Annotated in this window: 18 protein-coding genes and 2 tRNA genes; 9 read left to right on the top strand and 11 right to left on the bottom strand. The window is 65.9% G+C overall.

Annotated features, from left to right (window positions below; all coding sequences use genetic code 11):
* Positions 1-690 carry a helix-turn-helix transcriptional regulator gene (locus AC57BR_RS22950; RefSeq protein WP_496364764.1) on the bottom strand — a complete coding sequence of 230 codons (690 nt, stop codon included), beginning with the start codon at positions 688-690 and terminating at the stop codon, positions 1-3.
* Between the two features lie 92 nt (positions 691-782).
* On the opposite strand from AC57BR_RS22950, the gene AC57BR_RS22945 reads away from it, so the two are divergent.
* Positions 783-1229, top strand: a complete 447-nt coding sequence (locus AC57BR_RS22945; RefSeq protein ID WP_496364762.1) for a hypothetical protein — start codon at positions 783-785, stop codon at positions 1227-1229.
* On the opposite strand, the gene AC57BR_RS22940 is transcribed toward AC57BR_RS22945, so the two are convergent.
* Positions 1199-1894 (bottom strand): hypothetical protein, encoded by a 696-nt coding sequence (locus AC57BR_RS22940; RefSeq protein WP_496364760.1) that lies wholly within the window; start codon positions 1892-1894, stop codon positions 1199-1201. The genes AC57BR_RS22945 and AC57BR_RS22940 overlap by 31 nt on opposite strands.
* A gap of 155 nt (positions 1895-2049) precedes the next feature.
* On the opposite strand from AC57BR_RS22940, the gene AC57BR_RS22935 reads away from it, so the two are divergent.
* The 4 genes from AC57BR_RS22935 (at position 2050) to AC57BR_RS22920 (ending at position 5198) form a co-directional block, all read left to right on the top strand.
* The gene (locus AC57BR_RS22935) at positions 2050-2994 is read left to right on the top strand and encodes a J domain-containing protein (protein WP_496364758.1); all 945 of its coding nucleotides are present in this window, start codon (positions 2050-2052) and stop codon (positions 2992-2994) included.
* A 45-nt stretch (positions 2995-3039) separates the two neighbouring features.
* Complete coding sequence (locus AC57BR_RS22930; protein WP_003805026.1) at positions 3040-3507, top strand: tRNA (cytidine(34)-2'-O)-methyltransferase; 468 nt, start codon at positions 3040-3042, stop codon at positions 3505-3507.
* Positions 3508-3723: 216 nt separating this feature from the next.
* Positions 3724-4329: a sigma-70 family RNA polymerase sigma factor gene (locus AC57BR_RS22925; RefSeq protein WP_496364756.1), complete on the top strand. Its 606-nt coding sequence runs from the start codon at positions 3724-3726 to the stop codon at positions 4327-4329.
* A 2-nt stretch (positions 4330-4331) separates the two neighbouring features.
* Positions 4332-5198: an anti-sigma factor gene (locus AC57BR_RS22920; protein WP_496364754.1), complete on the top strand. Its 867-nt coding sequence runs from the start codon at positions 4332-4334 to the stop codon at positions 5196-5198.
* Between the two features lie 48 nt (positions 5199-5246).
* On the opposite strand, the gene AC57BR_RS22915 is transcribed toward AC57BR_RS22920, so the two are convergent.
* The 4 genes from AC57BR_RS22915 to AC57BR_RS22900 all read right to left on the bottom strand — a co-directional run bounded on the left by AC57BR_RS22915 (position 5247) and on the right by AC57BR_RS22900 (position 9750).
* Positions 5247-6026, bottom strand: a complete 780-nt coding sequence (locus tag AC57BR_RS22915) for a PIG-L deacetylase family protein (protein WP_496364752.1) — start codon at positions 6024-6026, stop codon at positions 5247-5249.
* Positions 6027-6030: 4 nt separating this feature from the next.
* Entirely contained in the window at positions 6031-6984 is a 954-nt protein-coding gene (locus AC57BR_RS22910; protein ID WP_496364750.1) for an electron transfer flavoprotein subunit alpha/FixB family protein, read from the bottom strand.
* A gap of 14 nt (positions 6985-6998) precedes the next feature.
* Entirely contained in the window at positions 6999-7799 is an 801-nt protein-coding gene (locus AC57BR_RS22905; protein ID WP_496365210.1) for an electron transfer flavoprotein subunit beta/FixA family protein, read from the bottom strand.
* A 271-nt stretch (positions 7800-8070) separates the two neighbouring features.
* Positions 8071-9750: a S1C family serine protease gene (locus tag AC57BR_RS22900; protein ID WP_496364748.1), complete on the bottom strand. Its 1680-nt coding sequence runs from the start codon at positions 9748-9750 to the stop codon at positions 8071-8073.
* Between the two features lie 307 nt (positions 9751-10057).
* Between AC57BR_RS22900 and AC57BR_RS22895 the strand changes: the two genes are divergently transcribed.
* From AC57BR_RS22895 to AC57BR_RS22885, 3 genes are all read left to right on the top strand, one after another.
* Positions 10058-12121, top strand: coding sequence for a TPM domain-containing protein (locus AC57BR_RS22895; protein ID WP_496364746.1), 2064 nt, complete (start codon positions 10058-10060; stop codon positions 12119-12121).
* A gap of 108 nt (positions 12122-12229) precedes the next feature.
* Positions 12230-13021, top strand: coding sequence for a PspA/IM30 family protein (locus AC57BR_RS22890; protein WP_496364744.1), 792 nt, complete (start codon positions 12230-12232; stop codon positions 13019-13021).
* A 75-nt stretch (positions 13022-13096) separates the two neighbouring features.
* Positions 13097-14521, top strand: coding sequence for a cryptochrome/photolyase family protein (locus tag AC57BR_RS22885; RefSeq protein ID WP_496364742.1), 1425 nt, complete (start codon positions 13097-13099; stop codon positions 14519-14521).
* Positions 14522-14525: 4 nt separating this feature from the next.
* Here AC57BR_RS22885 and AC57BR_RS22880 read toward each other — a convergent pair whose 3' ends face one another.
* The 5 genes from AC57BR_RS22880 to AC57BR_RS22860 all read right to left on the bottom strand — a co-directional run bounded on the left by AC57BR_RS22880 (position 14526) and on the right by AC57BR_RS22860 (position 20341).
* On the bottom strand, positions 14526-15461 hold the full coding sequence (locus AC57BR_RS22880; RefSeq protein WP_496364740.1) for a cytochrome b/b6 domain-containing protein: 936 nt from the start codon (positions 15459-15461) through the stop codon (positions 14526-14528).
* Between the two features lie 162 nt (positions 15462-15623).
* Positions 15624-15697: transfer RNA gene (locus tag AC57BR_RS22875), tRNA-Met, on the bottom strand.
* A gap of 147 nt (positions 15698-15844) precedes the next feature.
* A tRNA-Met gene (locus AC57BR_RS22870) sits at positions 15845-15918 on the bottom strand.
* Between the two features lie 155 nt (positions 15919-16073).
* Positions 16074-19052 carry a UPF0182 family membrane protein gene (locus AC57BR_RS22865; RefSeq protein WP_496364738.1) on the bottom strand — a complete coding sequence of 993 codons (2979 nt, stop codon included), beginning with the start codon at positions 19050-19052 and terminating at the stop codon, positions 16074-16076.
* Between the two features lie 128 nt (positions 19053-19180).
* A complete protein-coding gene (locus AC57BR_RS22860) occupies positions 19181-20341 on the bottom strand; it encodes a YlbL family protein (RefSeq protein ID WP_496364736.1) in 1161 nt (386 codons plus the stop codon).
* Between the two features lie 220 nt (positions 20342-20561).
* On the opposite strand from AC57BR_RS22860, the gene AC57BR_RS22855 reads away from it, so the two are divergent.
* Positions 20562-21995 (top strand): zinc-dependent metalloprotease, encoded by a 1434-nt coding sequence (locus tag AC57BR_RS22855; RefSeq protein WP_496364734.1) that lies wholly within the window; start codon positions 20562-20564, stop codon positions 21993-21995.
* Positions 21996-22008 lie beyond the last annotated feature (13 nt).

Here is a 22008-nt window from a genome sequence, read left to right as displayed (position 1 = left end):
TCAGGGCCTGATCCTGGCACAGCAGCGCCCGACAGTCCGGTCCTCTTCCACATTCTCCTCCGGCACTCCGCAGGCAGCGGCGGCACCACTCAGAAACGCCCCGTTCATGGCACAGACCACCTCCGTATGGCCGTCGGCGAGCCGGTGGAAAGGACAGTTCATCAGGATGATTCCGCCCTCGGCGTCCCGTTCCGGCATATAGCCGACGTCCCCGAGCAGATCATCGAGGGACGCCCCGTTCCCGCCCAGGGAACGGCCCCGGGCGTAGGACGCGTCAGTCAGTGCCTCGCGCACCCCTCCCCCGCCGGTCATTGAAGATTCAATCGCGGTGGCCATCAGTTCGCCGGCCAGGTCGTAGCTCCGGTCCGGAACCGATGCGCCCACTTCTTCCAGCGCCGGGCGGTACAGCTTCGCCGGACGGCCCGACCCCGGGCCGGCTTTTCCGCCGAGTTTGCGGAACTCGACGGCGAGCAGCCCGTCGCGGACCAGCCTGTCCAGGTGGAAGGACGCCGTCGATCGGGGCATGTCCAGCGCAGCCGCAGCGTCGTCCCGCCCCACAGCCGACGGCTGCCCGGCGACGTACTCAAAAAGGCGCCGCCTGCCGGCGTCACCCAGCGAGGCCAGGGCGGCCAGGCGGCCGGTCCATGACAGAGCGGACTCTGATTCGCGATTCCCGGTTGGTCGGCTCATAGATCCAGCGTAACTCTAAAATCAAGATCTGTTGCTAAAGAAGGAGCGGCGGTTCTAAAATCAATGTATCTACTTTTAGAACGGAGTTCGCCATGAAAACCACAGCACTGAAAGAGTCCGCGGGCACGCACACGCTCGCGGCGGATCCCGCCCGCCAGGCGTTCCTGCTCCTGCGCACCGTCTTTACCCTGGCGCCCATCCTGTTCGGCCTGGACAAGTTCACCAACCTCCTGACCGACTGGACCGGCTACCTCGCACCGATGGTTCCGGCAACATTGCATCTGCCTGCGCAGACGGTGATGTATGCCGTCGGCGTCATCGAGATAATTGCCGGAATCCTGGTAGCCCTCCGGCCGCGGATTGGTTCGCTGGTAGTGGCTGCCTGGCTCGTGGGGATCATCGTGAACCTGGTCATCCTCGGGGCCTTCTACGACGTCGCCCTGCGCGACTTCGGCCTGTTCGTGGGTGCGCTGGCGCTCAACCGGCTGGCCACCGCCGCGGCACCTCATCAGCCCGGCGGAACCACCGTCAGCCACTGAGAAATGTCTGCCCGGGCGGCGGCGAGTGCCGCCGCCGTCGGGCACGACGCCGACACGTACACGGACGAGCCGGCCGTACCGAAAACCCGGGCCATCACTGCGGTTGCCCTGCCCGCTTTCTGACCTGTTGGTTTGGCAGCGCGTTCCAGGACCAGTACATCAACGGACGGTCCGGGTTTGCCCCGTTCCCCGCCCCAGCGCAGCGACGCCGGCTTCAGGTAGGCGGGCAGGATGGTGGGGTCCAGATAGGCAAACAGTGCGGCAGTCGACTCCCTGTCATCAGCCGCCACCAGGGGCCACTGGTTCTGGCGCACCTCGGCCGCCACCCGGCAGCCATCCGACTTTTGATAGCGGCTTGCGCCGCCGGCGCTACGGACCACCTGTTTCCACTCCGGCGCTTCGGCCAGGTCCTCGGACAGCCCGACGGGAACACCGTGCGCCAGTGTGGCCCCCGCTGAGAAGGGCATGTCGCGGGCGGCTACTGCACCGGCGTCGTGTCCGGGCGTGATGGTCGGCGTGGCCGGTCCGCTGGTGACAGGCGCGGTGCTCGGGGCAGCCGGATCGGGAACACCGACGCTGCAGCCGCCCAAAAAGGCAGCAGCTGCAGAGGCTGTCATCACCACGTATGCAAGGCGGGCACCACCGCGGCCTGTCCGAAGTCCCATTCCGAAAAGTCTAGACGCCCTGCGTTATCACCGGCGGGAACCGGCACCCCTGCTGCGGTCGTTGTTCCAGGAAGACCGTCAAGACCGGCTTATATGCTTGGCTTGGCACACCGGGCCGCGCATGCACGCCGGCAACAACGACTTAAGGACCGTGCTTGACCAAGGGCAGCAGTTCCCACTATGAAGTGCTCCGCGTGGCGGTGACCGCGACGGAGAGGGAGATCAAGGTGGCCTACCGCAAGGCTGCCCGCGTTTCGCATCCCGACCATGGAGGCGACGCCGCGACGTTCCGACTGGTGACCCTGGCGTATGAAACGCTCATCGATCCCCAGCGGCGGGCCGCCTATGACCGCTCCTACGCGGCCGGCCCGCGCAGGGGCCGCGCAGACGGCGACGAGGCGCATTTCGACGCCCCCGCTGCCGGCAGCCACGCCTCCGCGACGATCCACAAGCCGGGAACGCCCCGGAACACCTCCGCCGACGCGCCCGTCTACGTGCCGCCTTTCGACACGCCCGGCGCCGTACGGCTCCTCCCTCCGGAGCTGGCCAGCCAGCAGGTCCACGGCATGCCGAGGAAGCGGGGCATCTTCGGCGCTGAAGCCAGGATCCAGCGGGAGCTGCGCACGGTCCAGCTGATCAGCAGGCAGGTCCTGCCCGCGATCCCTGCGGCGCGACTGATCAACGGGCTGCAGTCCCCGGCAGACAACAGCCACATTGACCATGCGCTGCTCTCGGGGTATCGGCTTGCGCTGATCGGCTCCATGCTGCTGCCCAAGGGTGCCTATGCGTGGGACGGAAACACGCTGAACCACGGCGGCAGGTCGATAGCCCCGCCGCAGCTGGCCCAGGTGGTCCGGCGGATGCAGGACATCTTTCCCGAACTCAACGTGACCGGCTGGACAGTGGTCCACAGCCCGGACGGAAACCTCCACGAACCCGTCATCGACCGCCACCGCCGCGCCCGCGGCGGCTCCGATATTGTCCAGGTGGTCAATGCCGCCGGCCTGGCCCGCGGGCTCAAGGATTTCCTGTCCTCCGGTCCGGCACCGAACACCGTCAACGTCCCGGTGTTCGCGAGGCTGCTGAGGGGCATGCACTGAGGCCACGTCCGAAGAGCGACGGTATGCCGACGCTAGGATGGAACGGTGTTCCGCATCCTCTTCCACACGCCTGAAATTCCCGGCAATACGGGCAACGCCATCCGTCTCGCCGCCATCACCGGCGCCGAACTCCACCTCGTGGAGCCTTTGGGCTTCGACTTCTCCGATGCCAAGCTCCGCCGCGCCGGCCTGGACTACCACGACCTGGCCGTGGTCACCGTCCACCCCAACATCGAAGCCGCCTGGGAGGCACTGCAGCCGGAGCGCGTCTTCGCCTTCACATCCGACGGCGAGGTGTCCTACACGGACATCGCCTACCGGCCCGGTGATGTCCTGATGTTCGGCCCGGAGTCCGTAGGCCTGCCGGACGACCTGAAGCGCGATCCCCACGTCACGTCCCGCGTCCGCCTGCCCATGCTGCCCTCACTGCGGTCACTGAACCTGGCGAATGCCGCATCCATCGCCGTCTACGAGGCCTGGCGCCAGCAGGGTTTCACCGGCGCACAGCTTTGAGCCCGGCCCACCTGCACAGCCACCCATCCAAGGCCTGTGCCGCACCGAATCCCTCCTGAGCACGTCCAAAGGGTGTGCATATCCACGGGGCGTAAGGAGCGGCAGGTGAGAACACAACGGCCAGGCAACACGGCATTCCGTTTTGCCCGGCACGATGCTGCCGTGGACGGAAACGGTGTGCAGCGCCCGCCGGCAGGCGACCTATGCTTGAGAGTGATGGATACTCCCAACGCGCCGAACTTTGACGCCACCGCGCCGCCCGGCACCGCCGTCGACCTTAACCAGCAGCTGGCACAGCTGCTGGCGCGGATTGCCCAAGGCGACCAGGCGTCCTTTGCCGAGTTCTACGGGCTGACGTCGCGGCGGGTTTTCGGCATGGCGCGCCGGGTGCTGATCGACCCGGAGCTCAGCGAGGACACCGTCCAGGAGGTCTTCCTGCAGGTCTGGCAAAACGCCGCGAGGTTCGATCCGGCGAGCGGCAGTCCCCTGGCCTGGCTCATGACCATCTCGCACCGCCGGGCCGTGGACAGGGTCCGGTCCTCACAGTCCGCGACCGACCGTGAGGCCAGGTATGGCGCCACCAGCCAGGACATCGACCACGACTCGGTGTCGGACGAAGTGGACAGCCGGCTCGAGGCCGAAGCGGTGGTGCGCTGCCTGGAGACCCTGACCGAGACGCAGCAGGAATCCGTGCGGCTCGCCTACTACGGCGGCCTCACCTACCGCGAAGTGGCTGAAAAGCTGAACGCGGCCGTTCCGACCATCAAGTCCCGCATCCGCGACGGACTGATCCGACTCAAGACCTGCCTGGGGGTGAGCTGACAATGACCGACACGAATGATTCCCGCGGGCGACAGCTGCCCAGGGCATTTGCCGCCGATATTCCCACCGACCTTGCGGCCGGCCGGGCGGTTGAGTTGGCCGAAATCTACGCTCTGGACGCCATCAGCGACGCCGAGCGGGAAGCCATCGACACCTACGTCAGCGGCGCTCCCGAGGCCGAACGCGCGTCCTTCAACGAACGCGTCCGCCAGGCCAGGGAGACTCTGGCAATGTCCTTTACGGCCGAGGAGGAGCCGCCTGCAGACCTGTTCGCCCGGATCGTTGCGCAGCTTCCCGCTGCCGCACCAGCAGCGGAGGCGGAGGCAGTGGAGGCCAAGGCAACCGCTGCCGCGGAGAGGGCGGCGGAGCCGGCCCCGGCTGACGACCTTTCCGCTGCGCGCCAGCGCCGTGAAGTACGACGCCGGTCGGCGGGCCTCCGCAATTGGCTGATAGGTGTTGCGGCTGCTGCCGTGATAGCGCTCGGCGGCGTGGGGATCGGGGCGTACGTGGCCAACCAGAATGACCCCTTCGACCAGGTCATCGAGGCCCAGGACGCGCGGCAGGCGACTGTCGACGTCAACGGCGGAGGCACGGCTACGGTTTCGATCTCACCGTCGCATGATGCGCTGGTGGTGCGGATGAAGGATGTGCCGCCGCCGCCCGCGGGCAAGGTGTACCAGATGTGGCTGATTCCGAAGGATGGCTCCACTCCCGTCTCGCAGGGACTGATGGATGCGGAGGCGCTGTCCAAGCCTGCCCTGGTAAAGGGCATCGGCTCGGCGGCCGCGCTCGGCATCACGGTTGAGCCTGTCGGCGGATCGGCTACCCCGACCCTCCCCACCGTGGCTGCCGCACCGCTGAACGCCTGACAGGGGGCAACAAGTCGCGGCGGGCCGCGAGTTGTTGCCCGGGCCTGCCTAGAAGCCGGCGATGGTCCCCGGACCGTTGACCATGACCACGTGGAAGGCCTCGGCGCTCCGGCCGGCAGGAAGGCCTGCACGTTCGGCATTTGCCTGCATGCCGCGCCGCACCGTGGCCTCCATGGCCTCCGCATCGGGATGCTGGCTGACGTGAACATGGATCGCCTCGAGTTTGCTCTCCACATGCTCCGTGACATCCACAAAATGGTTTTCCCGCTCCTCCGGACCGGCATAGAGCCACAGCCACGGAAGCTTGAAGGCTTCAAGGCCGGCCTCGGCGAGGTCCGGGTACGCGAACGGGTTTTCCACTGCGGGGTAGATGGCACGGGTCACCGCCTCCCCCACCGCCAGATGGTCCGGATGGCTCTTCTGGATGCGCTTCCAGTTGCGCTCCGGATGCATGGAAAGCACGACGTCGGGCCGGACTTCGCGGATCAGCTTCACCACTCCGCGCATCACGTCGTGGTTCGGTTCAAGGTACCCGTCCCGCTGGTGCAGGTAGTGGATGTCCGTGACGCCGACGAGGGCGGCGGCGCGTTCCTGCTCGGCCGCCCTGAGGGCGATGATTTCGGCGCGCTGCCGGGGATCGAAGCCGCCGGCGTCGCCGTCGGTCATGATGCAATAGCTGACCTCGACGCCGGCCGCGGTCCACGCGGCGATGGTGCCGGCCGCGCCGAAATCGATGTCATCGGGATGGGCTGAGAAACAGAGCACCCGCCCAATCCGGTGCTGTTCCGGATTGAACGGGCTCTGCGCTGGCGCAGTGTTTGGGGTCAAGGATTCAGCCCCTGCGCTTCTTGATTTCTTCCGTTGCCTGCGGCAGCACCTGGAAGAGATCGCCGACGATGCCGAAGTCCGCGATTTCGAACACGGGCGATTCGGCGTCCTTGTTCACGGCGACGATCACCTTGGCGGTCTGCATGCCGGCCTTCTGCTGGATGGCACCGGAGATGCCGGCGGAAATGTAGAGCTGCGGCGAAACGGTCTTTCCGGTCTGTCCGACCTGGGCGTCGTGGCTGATCCAGCCGGCGTCCGTTGCCGCGCGGGATGCGCCCACGGCCGCACCCAGTGCGTCCGCCAGCTCCTCCACGGGGCCGAAGTCCCCGTCGAGGCCGCGCCCGCCGGCCACCACGATGCGCGCATCGGTGAGGTCGGGGCGGCCGCTGGCAACCTTCTGTTCCCGGGAGGTGATGCGGGCAGCCGCGGCGGTGGCATCGGCAGGGGCGTCAACGGTCACGGTCTCGGGGGTGCCGGGAGCGGCCGCAGGCTCGGGGTCCACGGAGTTCGCCTTCACGGACAGCACGGTGACCGCGGTGGTGGCCTTCGCCGTCGTGGTGTATGAACCGGCCAGCACCGACTTCTGGGCGGTGCCGTCGGCGTCCACCGCGACGACGTCGGTGATGACTCCGGCGCCCAGCCGGATGCCGAGCCTGGCGGCGATTTCCTTGCCCTCGGGTGAGTTCTCGAGCAGGACGGTGGTGGCACCGGACTTGTCCGCCACGGCAGCCAGGAAGGCGGCCTTCGGCGCAACCAGGTAGTCGTCGAGGTCCGCTGCGGACGGCCGGAAAACGGTGGCCGCGCCATAGGCACCCAGGGTGCCGGCGGCGTCGTCGGACAGTTCGCCGTTGACCGCCACGGCGGTTTCGCCGAGGGAGTGGGCGATGGTGAGGAGTTCCAGGCTGCTCTTCTTGAGAGCCTGCCCGGGGTTGTCAATGAATACCAGTACGTTTGCCATGTTGTGGAGTCCTCTTAGAGCAGCTTCTGGGCGGCCAGGAAGTCAACCAGCTTGATGCCGGCGTCGCCTTCGTCAGTGATGATAGTGCCGGCCGTGCGCGGCGGGCGTTCCTCGGCTGCCGTTACGCGGGTCCAGGATCCGGCGTGGCCCACCTGGGAGGAATCGACTCCGATGTCAGCCAGGGAAAGGGTGGTGATGCTCTTGCGCTTGGCCGCGATGATGCCCTTGAAGTTGGGGTAGCGCGGTTCGTTGATCTGGTCGGTCACGGAAACCACTGCGGGCAGGGTCGCCTCAACCGTCTCCGAGTGGGTGTCCGCATCGCGGCGTGCCGAGACACGTCCGCCGTCCACGTCCAGGGAGGAGGCGAAGGTTACCTGCGGAAGACCCAGACGCTCGGCGAGCTGCGCAGGCACCAGGGACGTCTCGCCGTCGGTGGAGGCCATGCCGGTCAGCACGAGGTCCACGGGGGTGTCCGCGCCGAGGTGGCGGACGGCAGCTGCGAGCGCCAGGGAGGTTGCCGCTGCATCCGAGCCTGCGAGCGCGGCGTCGGTAAGGTGCACGCCCTCGGTGGCGCCGATCTGCAGGGACTTCTTGATGGCGTTCACGGCACCGGCGGGTCCCATGCTCAAAGCGATCACCTTGTTGCCGGCCTTGGCACCCCCGCGCGCTTCGGCGAGCTGCAGCGCGGCTTCCAGGGCGTACTCATCCAGTTCAGACAGGATGCTCTCGTCGCGGTCCGTGGTGTGGCCCTCGCCGCTGAGGTGCCGGTCGAACTGGGCGTCCGGCACATGCTTGACCAGGACGACGATCTTCAATGTCTCTTCCACTGTATTTACAGCAGCCTTCCGTGCTTGTGGATAGCCAGCCGGGTGAGGTCATGGCCGTGGAACGCCCGGGATACGGGTAGCTCCTAGCTAACCATATTGGGCCCGTCATATGACGCCCCGTTAACGCCTGTGTCAAAGGCCTGAGGCAAAGGCAGGAACAACGACGGCGGGCCGCCCCTCTCTGGAACTCAAGAGGTGCGGCCCGCCGTCGTGCTGGGCGCAGCTGCTGCTCTGCTGCTGCCTACTGCTCTTTGGCTGCCTACTGCTCTGCGGCTGCGCCGAGCGTGACGTCCAGCTGCTGTTCGCGGCCGTTGCGCAGGACCGTGATCTTCACCGAGGAACCGGACGGCTGTTCGCGGACAGCCGCAGTCAGCTGGTTCGGGTCACTGATGGCCAGGTCGTTGAACCGCGTCACCACGTCGCCCACCTTGATCCCGGCCTTGGCTGCCGCCGAGCCCTGTTCCACCGAAGCCACATCGGCTCCCGTTGAGAACCCGGATGCGGATGCCGACTTCTCCTGGACACTCACGCCAAGCTGTCCGTGGGTGGCCTTGCCGTTGTCGATGATTTCCTGCGCCACGCGCTTGGCGTGGTTGATCGGGATGCTGAAGCCCACGCCGATGTTCCCTGTTCCGCTTGCCGCGGAGCTGCCACCGGCGGAGGCGATCGCGACGTTGACGCCGATCACTTCACCCTTGCTGTTCACCAGGGCGCCACCGGAGTTGCCCGGGTTGATGGCCGCGTCCGTCTGGATAACGTTGATGGAGATCGATCCCTTGCTGGCCGAGTTCTGGCTCTGCCCCTGGCCCGGAGGAGCGAACTCAAAGCCTTGGCCACCCCCCTGGGAATTGTCCGTCCCTTCCTTGGGCGCGGCCGAGGATGCGACGCTGATGGTCCTGTTAAGCGTGGAGACGATGCCGTCCGTCACCGTGCCGGTCAGGCCCAGCGGCGAACCGATGGCCACGGCCGTGTCCCCGACGTTCAGCTTGCCGGAGTCACCCAGCACTGCCGGCGTGAGACCGGATGGGTTGTCCACCTTGATGACCGCAAGGTCGGAGAGCGGGTCAGTGCCGATGACTTTGGCGGTGAGGACGCGTCCGTCATTCGTGCGGATTTCAATGTCGGCGTTCGCGGTGGCGCCGTCCAGCGTCACCACGTGGGTGTTGGTGAGGATGTGGCCCTGGTCGTCGAGGATGATCCCGGAGCCGGTGCCGCCGTCGCTGCCACTGGTGGCCTTGATGGTCACCACGCTCGGCGATGCCTTGACGGCTGCGGCCGTGATCTCGTTGACCGAGTCCTGGTTGTTGACGATCACCGTTCCGGGCTGGCTGCCGGAACTGACAGCCGGCGCGGTGCTCCCGGCGTCGAACAAGTTTCCGGAACCTACGGTGGCAACGCCGCCGCCCACGAGCCCTGCGGCAAGGATGCTGGCCACCAGCGTGCCGACGCCGAATGTCGCCTTGCGTTTGGGCTGGCTGGCACGGTTGTCCTGGAAAGCGGAATGGTTGCTGTGCTGGGAGTACCGGGGGCCGGTGGGCTGGGTGGCCGGCGCAGACTGCTGCCCGTAGAAGGGGGCACGTTGGGGGTAGACGGGATGCGGACCGCCGGAACGCTGCTGGAAGTTTTCGCGGCTCTCCGCGGGGCTGCCATACGGCTGGCCTTCATCTGCCTGGGCTCCCCGAGGCTGGCCTGGGCCTGGTTGGCCTGCGCTCGGCTGGCCTGCGTCCTGCCCGGGCCGGAACAACGGCCGGGTGGGGTTGCTGTCGGAGTCAAGGCGCACCGTGGGGTTCTCGGAACCGCCGGCGGTGCGGTATTCGCCGTCCTGCTGTGCAGGAGGCTGGAGATCCTCGGCGGGCTCAGGCCGAGGAGTCGGATCAACAGGGCGCCCTGAAGGATCTCGGTTCTCAGGTGCTGCGCCCGGTACTGGGTGCTCAGTCATTGGACTTCCTTTCATCCGCGTCTGTATTAACTATGGACGATCGGACTGAAACTAAAACGGACGTTTGCTGGGAGGTTCCTGAATGCCCCCCGTAATGGTGTCCCAGCCAGGGTTCTTGAGGGCCACCAAGGTCTCCAGCGCTTTTCGCTGGTGGCATATTCCCCGCCGTGGACGGTCCCCCTGGTGCACCATAGAATCAAGAAGAATTGCCACAGCGACCTGCGGCTTTACACCCGGCGTGGGGGCGCTGCTGCATTCTATGACGGCTGTTCGTCCCGAACCAGCCGCGGCGTGCTGAAGGGTTGCCATGCGGTCAATGTTGAAACGTGTACTCGCCGTGATCGGCCTGACCGGAATGCTGGCGGCTCCGGCCGCGGCAGCCTGGGCCGATAATCCAGTAACCATCCCCTCCGGCCAAAACATCGTCGACGACGCGAACGTCCTCGGCAGCCGCAAGGGCGAGGTTGAGGACTCGATCCAGAAGCTCCTCAAGGACCACAAGTACAACCTGTACGTGGTCACGGTGAAGTCATTCGAAAATCCGGCCGACCCTGCTGCGTGGGGTAATTCCGTCGCAAAGCAAAAGGGCATGGGTCCCGCTGACGTGATCTTGGCGATCGCCACCGACCAGGGCAAATACTACTTCGCGCCCAATACCTCCAGCGCGATCTACGCCAAACGGACCACCATCACGCAGAACGCGATCGCGGCCAACCTCGGCGGCGGCAAGAGGGACTTTGCCCAGGCCGCCATTGACACTGCGGCCGCCATCGGTGACGCCGCCGGTGGCGGAAGCGGAACAGTCCCGTCAGGGGCCGGTGCGGGCACGGCCATCCTCGTTGGCGCCGGCGTTGTCGCAGCCGGCGGCGCGGGTACGTACCTTTACCTGCGCAACAGGCGTAAGAAGGCCGGCCAGGCATCCAGCGCAAGCTACGGCCCGCAGGGTGCAGAACTCGATCCCCTGGCCGGCATGAGCATCGAGGACCTGCGCAGGAAGAGCGGCTCCCTGCTGATCGAAGCAGACGACGCGATTAAGTCCAGCGAACAGGAACTGGGCTTCGCCGAGGCGCAATACGGGGAAGCGGCCGTGGGCAACTTCACCAAGGCGCTCCAGGAGGCGAAGGCGCACATGTCCGAGTCGTTCAAGCTGCAGCAGCAGCTGGACGACCACATCCCCGACACCGAAGAACAGCAGCGAAGCTGGCTCGGCGAAATCATCCGGAGGTCGGAGGCTGCCCTGGCATCGCTGCAGGAGCAGAAGGCGGACTTCGACTCGTTGCGCGAACTCGAGAAGAATGCGCCCCGGGCCCTCGCAGCAGTGGATGCCGGCGCCGCGGAAGCAGACGCGAAGATCGCCCGGGCTGATCAGACCCTGGCGGAACTTCGCGGCAAGTATGCGGACAGCGCCCTCGCCCAAATAGCGGACAACATCACGCAGGCCAAAGAGCGGCTGGCCTTCGTGCAGAACGCCAGCGCCACGGCGCGTGAAAAGCTCGCTTCTGGAGAAGGCAGCCTCGCAGCCGTCGCCGTCCGCGCAGCGGAAGAGAGCCTGCACCAGACAAACGTGCTGCTGGACGCAATTTCCAAGGTGGCCGCCAACCTTGACTCGGCCCGCCAGGGACTGGAGTCCGCTGTTGTGGACACGACCCAGGACCTTGCCCAGGCGCGGGCCATGATCCAGTCCGGCGCCCACCCGGAGCTTGAGGGGCCCGTGGCCGGAGTCGAAGCCGCCCTCGCTCGTGTGAAGGGCGAAATCCAGAGCGGCAAGATTGACCCCATCGCCACTTTGGAGCGGGTCGAGTCGGCGCACCAGGCCCTCGACCAGGCGCTGGGCGGGGTCCGGGACCAGCAGGAACAGGCGCGCAGGGCACAGGCTTCCCTGCAGCAGACCATCATGTCGGCCCAGGCCCAGATCAGCGCTACCTCGGATTACATTACGGCCCGGCGCGGCGGCGTAGGCACGGAAGCCCGGACCCGGTTGGCAGAGGCCCAGCGCAATCTCGATTACGCGCTGTCCATCTCACGCAATGACCCCGTGACCGCACTGACCTACGCACAGCAGGCACATGCGCTGGCTGCCCAGGCGGCCCAGCTGGCCCAGTCCGACGTCGACAGTTTCGGATACGCCAACCAGGGGTACGGCCAGGGATACGGGCGGGGCGGCATGTTTGGCGGCGGCGGAGGCGGCGGCCTGGGTGGCGCCATCCTCGGCGGCATCCTGATCAACTCCATTCTCAATGGCGGCAGCGGCGGCGGCTGGGGTGGCGGCCACAGCGACGGCGGCTGGGGCGGCGACTCCGGCGGAGGCGACTTCGGCGGGGGCGACTTCGGCGGGGGCGACTTCGGCGGCGGGGACTCGGGAAGTTTCTAGCCAGCAAAGACTAGGCGCCGGCCCGGACCGACGGGCCGGCGGGTGGAAGCGGTACATAAACGTCACTGATTTCAGTGGCAAACTCGGAGCAGGACGAAAGGTAACACCATGAAGCAGTCCATTTTCGGCCGCATGGCGCAGCTGGCAAAGGCAAACATCAATTCGCTGCTGGACCAGGCCGAGGACCCGCAGAAGATGCTGGACCAGATGGTCCGGGACTACACCAACAACATTGCCGAAGCCGAGTCCGCGGTGGCCCAGACCATCGGAAACCTGCGCATGCTCCAGGACGACTACAACGAGGACATCAAGAACGCGCAGGACTGGGGTCAAAAGGCCCTGGCCGCGTCCCGCAAGGCAGACGAGTTCCGCAGCGCCGGCAACGCAGCCGACGCCCAGAAGTTCGACAACCTTGCCAAGGTCGCCCTGCAGCGCCAGATGTCGTCGGAAAACGAGGCAAAGGCCGCCGAGCCGAGTATCGCGTCCCAGACCGAGGTGGTGGACCGGCTCAAGACCGGGCTGGACCAGATGAAGGGAAAGCTGAACCAGCTCACCAGCAAGCGCAACGAACTCGTGGCCCGCTCCAAGACGGCCGCCGCCCAGTCACAGGTCCACGACGCGCTCAAGAGCATCGATTTCATGGATCCAACCAGCGAGGTGGGCCGCTTCGAGGAGAAAATCCGACGCGAAGAGGCCAAGGTCCGCGGGCAGCAGGAGCTTGCCGCGTCGAGCCTGGATGCCCAGTTCAACCAGCTTGAGGACCTTGGCGAGCAGACGGAGATTGAGGCCCGCCTGGCTGCGCTGAAGTCAGGCAACGCCAAACCCGCCATCGGGGCTGGCGACACCACGGCGTCGGCGTCGCATTCCACGGTGGACGAGGCAGACTTCGACAAACTGTAGTCTCCCAAGTTGCATGAGGCCGGGATCCCAGCGGATCCCGGCCTCTGCCGTCTCCGGGACGTGTAGCGTGAATTCATGGCTTCCACCATTGTCTGGCTCCGGGACGACCTGCGCCTCGATGACAACCCCGCCCTGGCCGCCGCGGCCGCACTGCCGGACCGGTTGACGGTTGTCTATATCCTCGACGAGGACTCCCCCGGCATCCGCCCGCTGGGCGCCGCGGCGAGGTGGTGGCTGCACCACTCCCTGTCCGCCCTCGCGGCCAGCCTCGAAGCGCGGGATTCACGGCTGCTGCTCCGCAGGGGCGCCGCCGCTCCGGTCATCGAGGACCTGGCCGCTGAAACCGGTGCGGACAAAATATTCTGGAACCGTCGGTACGGGCAGCCGGAGCGGACCATAGACGCCGGAATCAAGGAGTGGGCTGCCGGGCAGGGCATTGATGCCACCAGCTTCCAGGCGAACCTGCTGTTCGAGCCATGGACGGTACGCACCGGCTCGGGCGGGCCGTACAAGGTCTTCACACCGTTCTGGCGTTCCTGCCTGGCGGGACCCGAACCACGGCTTCCGGCCGATGCCCCGGATCATTTGCCGCCGCCCGCAGCAGGAGCATCCGGCCGCCGGCCCGCCGGTGACCGGCTGGACAGCTGGCGGCTCCTCCCCCGGCGGCCGGACTGGAGCGGCGGCCTCGCCGGGACCTGGACCCCGGGCGAGGACGGCGCCCACGGACGGCTGGAAGATTTCCTGGACGGTCCCGTGGAGGACTACGGCAAGGGACGGGACTTGCCGGGCGTCGAGGGCACCAGCCGCCTCTCACCGCACCTTCGCTTCGGCGAGATCAGTCCCTTCCGCGTCTGGCATTCCCTCCGGGAACGCTTCCCGCGCCATGCACCGGCCGACGTCGGGATCTTCCGGAGCGAGCTGGGCTGGCGTGAATTCTGCTGGCAGCTGCTGTACGAAAATCCTGATCTGGCCACGCAAAACTACCGCCGGGAGTTCGACCACTTTGCCTGGCAAACGCCGTCGGACGCTGAACTGGAGGCCTGGCAACAGGGGCGCACCGGCTATCCTTTGGTGGACGCGGGCATGCGGCAGCTGTGGCGGACCGGCTGGATGCACAACAGGGTCCGGATGGCTGCGGCGTCATTCCTGGTGAAAAACATGCTTGCCGACTGGCGGGTGGGCGAGGCTTGGTTCTGGGACACCCTCGTGGACGCCGACGCGGCCAACAACCCGGCCAACTGGCAGTGGGTGGCGGGCTCAGGTGCGGACGCCTCCCCTTACTTCCGAATCTTCAATCCGGTCACGCAGAGCAAGAAGTTCGACGCCGGAGGCAGTTACCTTCGCGGCTACGTCCCAGAACTGTCGGAGTTGGACGACCGCACGGTGCACGAGCCGTGGAAGAACCCGTCAGCGGCTCCCGGCTACCCAGGGCCTCTGGTGGTCCTGCAGGAATCCCGGGAACGGGCGCTGGACACCTACCAGCGGCTCAAGGAGCGGTGAGAAGCTAGCGGCTGGTGACCTTGCCCATGAGCGACGCGATGGGGCGCAGGAACAGCGGCCGGGCCAGGAACCACGCCGCAACCATTACCGCGACTGATGCAACGAAGAACCAGAAACCAACCCAGCTCACGTCGTCGCTCCCGCCGTACATGTGGTTGAGGTTCCGGAGCGCGCCCGTGGCCAGGACCAGGAACACGTGCACCACAATGAAGGCCACGAAGTAGATCATCACCGGGAAGTGCACTGCGCGTGCGGCCTCGATGGGGAAGGCCTTGTTCAGCCCTGCCGCCTTTTTGGGCCAGGCGGCGGACATCCGCAGGCCAGTGATGAAGGCCAGCGGAGCAGCGATGAACACCGTGGCGAAGTAGGTCAGCAGCTGCAAGGCGTTGTAGTTGACCCACCCGTTCTCTGTGGGCCAGTTCAGGGATGCGTACTGCAGGGCGGCCGAGACGGCATTCGGGAAGACATCCCAGGACGTGGGGACGATCCGGGTCCATTGGCCGGTCGCAAAAAGCAGGATCACAAAGACCAGCCCATTGAGGATCCACAGCGCATCCAGCGTGAGGTGGAACCAGAGTTCCAGGCTGATCTTGGTGGGAGCCGTCTTGGTCCTGATGAGGCCCTTGTTGTTTCGGGTCCAATAGCCGCCGGGGCGGGTGGTGGTGCGGACCTGCCAGCCCGAACGGATGATGAGCAGCAGGAAGAAGGCGTTCAGGAAATGCTGCCACTCCAGCCAGGCCGGGAATCCGACGGGGGCGCCGGCGGGAAGCTCCGAATGTCCCGGGTATGAAGCCAGGAAGGACTGTACACCGGAAAGGCCCGTGGCCCACTTTGCGAGCAGAACCACCAGCACTGCAGCCACGAGGACCGCCGGCACCGTCCAGTAAAGCCTGGACCGCTTGCCTTTCGCAGTGCCGGTTTTGTTCTTCGTTGTGGACATCGAAACTACATTCCTCTCGAGGATGGCTTGGTCGGGCATCTGCCCCGCAGAAACGCTCGGGCCCTGCCAAAGAGAATACTAGGAACAGCCAATACGTGAACAAAAGCTACCGGGAAAGCAAGAGGCCCCGGCCGGTTATCACCGGTCGGGGCCTCTTCATTGTTGCGGGGACAGGATTTGAACCTGTGACCTCTGGGTTATGAGCCCAGCGAGCTACCGAACTGCTCCACCCCGCGTCGCTTGATCAACTGTACCCTACTTTCGCGGCGGCTTTGACCACGGCTGTTTCGCCCGGGCCATCGTCAACACCTCGCGCAGTCCGACAGTATGCGGACAGCAAAAAACCCGGACCACCAAACGGTGATCCGGGCTTTCTTCGTCAGTTGCGGGGACAGGATTTGAACCTGTGACCTCTGGGTTATGAGCCCAGCGAGCTACCGAACTGCTCCACCCCGCGTCGCAAGAACTACTCTACCGGCCGGTGAACAGGAGGCCAAATCCAAACGACGTGATCTGCGTCTCCGGCAATGCGAAAGGCCGGCCCATCCCCTTTTTGCGGGGAGGGCCGGCCAGTCACTTGGTCAGAAACTGCCTAGTAGGTTTGCTGGTCGGTCAGTTGCTGGGTGACGGCGTCGCAGACGGCGACGTCGGGCTGCTGGCTGTTCCGGTGCCGCCTAGCCTCGCTTCGGCGTCGAGCGCCTTCTGCAGCGCGGCTGACAGTTTCTTCTGCTGTTCGCCGTATGCCGCAAAGTCGCCCTTCGCCAGTGCGGCCTGGCCGGCCTTGATGGCCGCATTCGCTTCATCCAGAGCTGCCTTCAGCGCCGCCTTGGCATCCGCCGAGCCCGTTGAAGGCGGTGTTGTGCCCGGAGACGTGGGTGTCTTTCCGCTATTTGGCGAGTCTCCGGCGCTGGCTCCGGACCGGCCACCGAACAGCTTGTTGAGGGCCTCGTCCAAGGTGGGCTCGAAGGCGATCTTGTCGCCGAAGGCCACGAGTACCCGCTGCAGGGTCGGGTAGGAGGTCTCACCCGTGGACTTGAGGTACACCGGCTGGACGTAGAGCATGCCGCCGCCGGCGGGAAGTGTCAGCAGGTTGCCGTTGAGCACATCCGATGCACCCTGCCGCAGCAGGTTCAGCGCCTGGGACACTGTGGGATCAGAGTTGAACTTGTTCTGCGCCTGGCCGGGACCGGGCACCTGGGCTTCGGGCGGAACCTGCAGGAGCCTGAGCTGCCCGTAGCTGTCCGCCTTCACGCCCTTCTTCGAGCCCGCGTCGGAGTCGGCCGCGAGGAACCCGTAGAGCACGTTGCGGGCGTTGTTGTTGACCACCTGCGGAATGTAGGACGAGGTCAGCTGGAACGCCGGTGTTTTCTGGTCCGGCATCTGCAGCGACATGTAGAACGGAGGCTGCTTGACTTCCTGGGACACGGTGGGATCGTTCGGAACGCTCCACGCGTCGTCGTTCTTGTAGAAGCTCACGGGATCAGTCACGTGGTAGCGGCCAAGGAGCTCACGCTGCACCTTGAACAGGTCCTCCGGGTAACGGACGTGGCTCATGACCGCGGCCGACATCTCCGAGTAGGGCTTCAGGGTGGAAGGGAACACCTTCTGCCAGGCCTTCAGGAGCGGATCCTGGTCATCCCACGCGTACAGCGTCACGGAACCGTCGTAGGCATCCACGGTGGCCTTGACCGAGTTGCGGATGTAGTTCACGGAGCTGTTGGGCAGCGCCACATTGCGGCCGGCGGTGGTCTGTGAATCCGTGGTGGCGTCGGAGAGCTGCTCCTGCTGGGAGTACGGGTAGTACTGGCTGGTGGTGTAGCCGTCCACGATCCACTTGACCCGCCCGTCAACGACGGCGGGGTAGGCGTTGCCGTCGACCGTCAGGTACGGCGCCACCTTCTGCACGCGTTCCCGCGGGTTGCGTTCGTACAGGATCTGGGAGGCCTCGTTCACGCCGTCGGACAGCAGCAGGTCGGAGGACTGGAACTTGATCGAGTACAGGACCTTGTTGAAGAAGCTGCCGACGTTCGGGCCGCCGTTTCCGGTGAAGGTGTACTGCGTCTCGCCGCCTTCCTTGGACGCCGGCCGGTCCTGCTCGCGGTGCGGTGCGCCTTCCGGGGCACCCACGATCGAGTACTCCGGGGAGTCCTCGCCGAAGTAGATGCGGGGCTCGTAGGTCGCGTCGGTGCCCAGGACGCCGGTGGACGGGATGCCGGACTGCAGGAACTCCGGCTTTCCGTCGACCGTGAACTTGTTGCCCTTCGCGGCAACAACACCGTAACCGTGGGTGTACACGACGTGGCGGTTCAGCCAGGACTGCTGGTCGGCTGCGAGGCCGTCCGGGTTCAGCTCGCGCACGGCGATGACGGTGTCCTGCATCTTGCCGTTCACCATGTACCGGTCCACGTTGAGCGCTTTGGGGAACTGGTAGTACGGGCGGAACTGTTCAAGCTGCGAGAAGGCGTCCGAGATGAGGTTCGGATCCAGGAGCCGGATGTTGGCCGTGGTCTGCGCGTCCGTGGCCAGGGCGCCTTGGGTGGTGGTGGTGGTGGCGTTGTACCGCTCCACCTTTACCTGGTCCAAGCCGTAGGCTGCCCGGGTCATGCCGATGTTGCGCTCGATGTACTTCCGTTCCAGCGTCTGCTCGGACGGGCGGACCTGGAACTGCTGGATGACCCAGGGGTAGACGCCGCCGGCCAGGATGGAGGTGATGACCAGCATCGCCGTACCGATGACCGGAAGCCGCCACTTACCGATAACGGCCGCGACGATGAAGAGGATGGCGACGAGGGCCGCCGCCACGGCCAGGATCGCCTTCGTGGGGATGACGGCGTTGACGTCGGTGTACAGGGCGCCGGCCCAGCGGCCGCCGCTGTTCTGCAAGGCGGAGTAGCGGTCCAGCCAGAAGTTGATGCCCAGCAGGATCAGGAATGAGGCGCCGGTGACGGCGAGGTGGATCTGCGCTGCGCGGCTGGTGAAGATGCCGCGTTCCATGATCCTGATGCTGCCGTAGAGATAGTGCGTGAGAATGCCCGCGATGCCGGCCACGATTGCCACGCTGATCAGGAACCCGGTGACGAAGCCCAGGAACGGCAGCGTCATCAGGTAGAAGCCGATGTCGAGCCCGAACTCCGGATCCTTCTGGCCGAAGGACTCCTGGTTGAAGAACAGCATGACCTTCTGCCACTGGCTGGAGGCGGCGCTGCCGGCGAAGAGCCCGAACAGCACGGGCAGCCCGATCATGACCACCCGCCGGACAGGTTCCAGCTGCGCCTGGTAACGGTTGAGGTTGTCCCGGATTTCGGAGTCCGGCGCGTACACCGGGCGGGCGTGGTAGGCGATGCGGATCGCGTAAAACACTGCCGCAAACATGATGAGGAAGCCGGTGGCGAAAATGCCGATCCTGGCCAGGTTCTCAGTCAGGAACACCTGGAAGTAGCCAAGCTGCTGGTACCACAGGACGTCCGTCCACACATTGGCGAAGAAGATGAACCCGACAACAACCAGCGCAACAACGATGAGCGTGGGCGTCAGGGCACCGCGCCTTGTCTGGAGCTTTCCGGGCGGGGTGGGGCTGGCAGGACGGGACAAACTCGTACCTCATAGCTTTTCAGTTGCTGATCTTAAATTTTGAGTTTTCAGTGAGGGCCTGCATGGCGCCGGCACCGTCTGTCAATTAGTGCCACGAGCGGACCGGAGCCTTAGTTCCTCGATTTAGTCTAGTTGTTGGTGCAGGCCGGAAGTCCCGACGTGTCGGCACCCTTGGCGGCCAGCTCCACGGCGGACTTTGCTTCGTCCAGGTTTTCCACCTTGACCACCTGCAGCCCGTCCGGAATATGCCCCACAACCTCTGCACAGTTCGCAGCCGGGGCCAGGAACATGGAGGCGCCGTCAGCCCGGGCCCCGTGCATCTTCACCGCGATGCCGCCGATCGGGCCCACCACGCCGTCGGGGCTGATGGTGCCCGTCCCCGCGATGTGCTTTCCGCCGGTGAGATCCCCGGGCGTCAGGGTGTCCATGATTCCCAGGGCGAACATCATCCCGGCGCTCGGGCCGCCCACCTTGTCCAGGGAGATCTTCACGTCGAACGGGAAAGTGAAGCGGTACTGCAGCAGTACGCCCAGGATGTACCGACCGGACGGGTTCTTTGCCGGCGTCACGGTTTCCGTGATCTGCTTGCCGTCCCGGCTTACGACGACGACGGCAGGCTTCCCCTTTCCGGCGGCCAGTTCCTCCTGGATCACCTCCAGTGACGTGACAGGTTTGGCGTTGATGGAGGTGAAGACGTCGCCCTTTTGCAACTTGCCCTGCGCGGCGGAGCCCTCGGACAGGTCCGCCACTTCGAGCTTCTGCCCGTACGGAATATCGAGCCCTTTCAGGGCCGCCGCCACAGCGTTCTCCTGCGACGTGGCCATGGCCACGGCACTTTCCTGCTGCGATTCCTCCTTGGTGACGCCCGTCGGGAAGATCAGTTCCTCGGGGTACACCGCCTTAGAGTCGTCAAGCCACGCCGAGAACGCCTCAAAGACGCTAACGGGACCGTTGGGACCGCCGTCGACATAGACAGTTGTGAGATCGAGGTTTCCCTTGGCCGGGAACGTCTCGCGGCCGGAAACGCTGATCACGGGCTTCGTATTTTCCGTGCCCAGTGTGTTGAACGTGGGCCCGGGCGATTCCACCACATACGGGACCGGCAGGACGGCGGCCGTCACGCCCAGCCCGAGCGCAAGAAGCCCGGACAGGGTCATCGCGGAGATGCGGGGATCCCTGCCCCGGGCACGCCGGGACCGGCGGGCATCCTCAGTTCCATCGGGATTCCCGCCACCGGCGGCGGGCGCCGGGGACTCCTCTGCGGGCTGGCCGCCCTTGGTAATCGTCACTGAAGGACCTCTCCGCACCGCGTCGTTCAGCGCTGCACCGTGCCGCAGCCCGGCGGACGGCCGGGCGCAGCCTACATACGTTCCGGCTTCTAACACTACGCGTCCCGGCCTGCCGTTAGCTCTTTGCCTACAGCGAAAGTCCCTGCTTTCGGCAGACAGTCGCTCCCGCACAGGGGTAGCGTGAAGTTGATTAATAGTCACACCGACGATCGGCGGGATCATGACCTCCAATCCACTCAATCCGTCCAATGGCGACGAAAATCCAAAGGATCCGCTGGCGGAGATGCTGCAGAACCTCATGGGCGGCAAGGGCCTTGGTGACATCGACCCCGCAGAACTGGCCAAAGCCGCAGGGCTGCCCAACGATCCCAACCTGCTGGCCCAGATGTTCTCCCAGGTGCAGGCCATGATGAGCGCGCCCTCGGAAGGCCCCGTCAACTGGAAGCTCGCCCACGACAACGCCCGCCGCGTGGCGGCCGGCAGTTCCGATCCCTCCGTCACATCCGCACAGTCACGCGAAGTGGATGAGGCGCTGCGGCTGGCAGAGCTTTGGCTGGACCAGGTCACGGATCTGCCCGCTACCGGCCTGATCGGCAAGGCGTGGTCCCGCGCCGAATGGGTGGAGGAGACACTCGGCACCTGGAAGCGGCTGACGGAGCCTGTGGCCAACAGCGTGGCCAACGCCCTCTCCACCGCCATGACGGAGCAGATGCCGGAGGAGATGAAGTCCATGATGGGCGGCGCCTCGTCCATGCTGCAGAACGTGGGCGGTGCCATCTTCGGCATGCAGCTGGGCCAGGCCATCGGAGCGCTCTCCACCGACGTGGTCAGCTCCACGGACATCGGCGTTCCGCTGGCCGATCTGGAGATGGCGCTGCTTCCCGGCAACGTGGCCAAGTTCGGCGAGGGGCTCAGCCTTCCCGAAAACGACATCCGGCTCTTCCTCGCCGTCCGCGAGGCGGCCCATGCGCGTCTGTTCGTCCAGGTTCCGTGGCTGCGCGGGCATCTGCTCGGTGCCATCGAAGCCTACGCCCGCGGCATCCACATCGACACGTCGCGGATCGAGGAGCTCGCCCGGGATCTTGACCCGAGCAACCCGGAGGGAATCCAGGAGGCCCTGTCGCAGGGCGTCTTCATGCCGCAGCGCACGCCGGAACAGGACCAGGCGCTGCAAAAGCTGGAGACCGCGCTGGCCCTGGTCGAGGGGTGGGTGGACGAGCTCACGGCTGCCGCCACGGAAAAAGTGCTTCCCTCTGCTGCCGCGCTCCGCGAAACGGTCCGCCGCCGCCGCGCCACTGGCGGCCCCGCGGAACACGCGTTCGCGTCCCTCGTCGGGCTGGAGCTGCGGCCGCGCCGCCTCCGCGAAGCCGCCACGCTGTGGGCATCGCTCAAGGCCGAGCGCGGCATCGACGGCCGCGACGCCATCTGGAAGCATCCCGATCTGCTCCCCACTGCCGAGGATCTTGACGATCCCAAGGGGTTCAGCGAACGCCGCAAGCTCGCCGAGGCCAGTGACAGCGAAGTGGACGACGCCCTCCAGAAGCTGCTGAACGGCGGTTTTGACAGCCCCGCGGAGGGCGACGGGGACGACGGCGAAAAGCCCGCCGGCGACGAAAAGGCCGACGGCGACGAGGGCGACGCTCCGAAGAACTAGGCGGACCCGCTGG

It is taken from the genome of Arthrobacter sp. BGA-UO-ETr-C19 (assembly GCF_059568005.1).
Note: the sequence above shows the minus strand (reverse complement) of the source record. Positions and strands in the feature narration are given on the sequence as shown.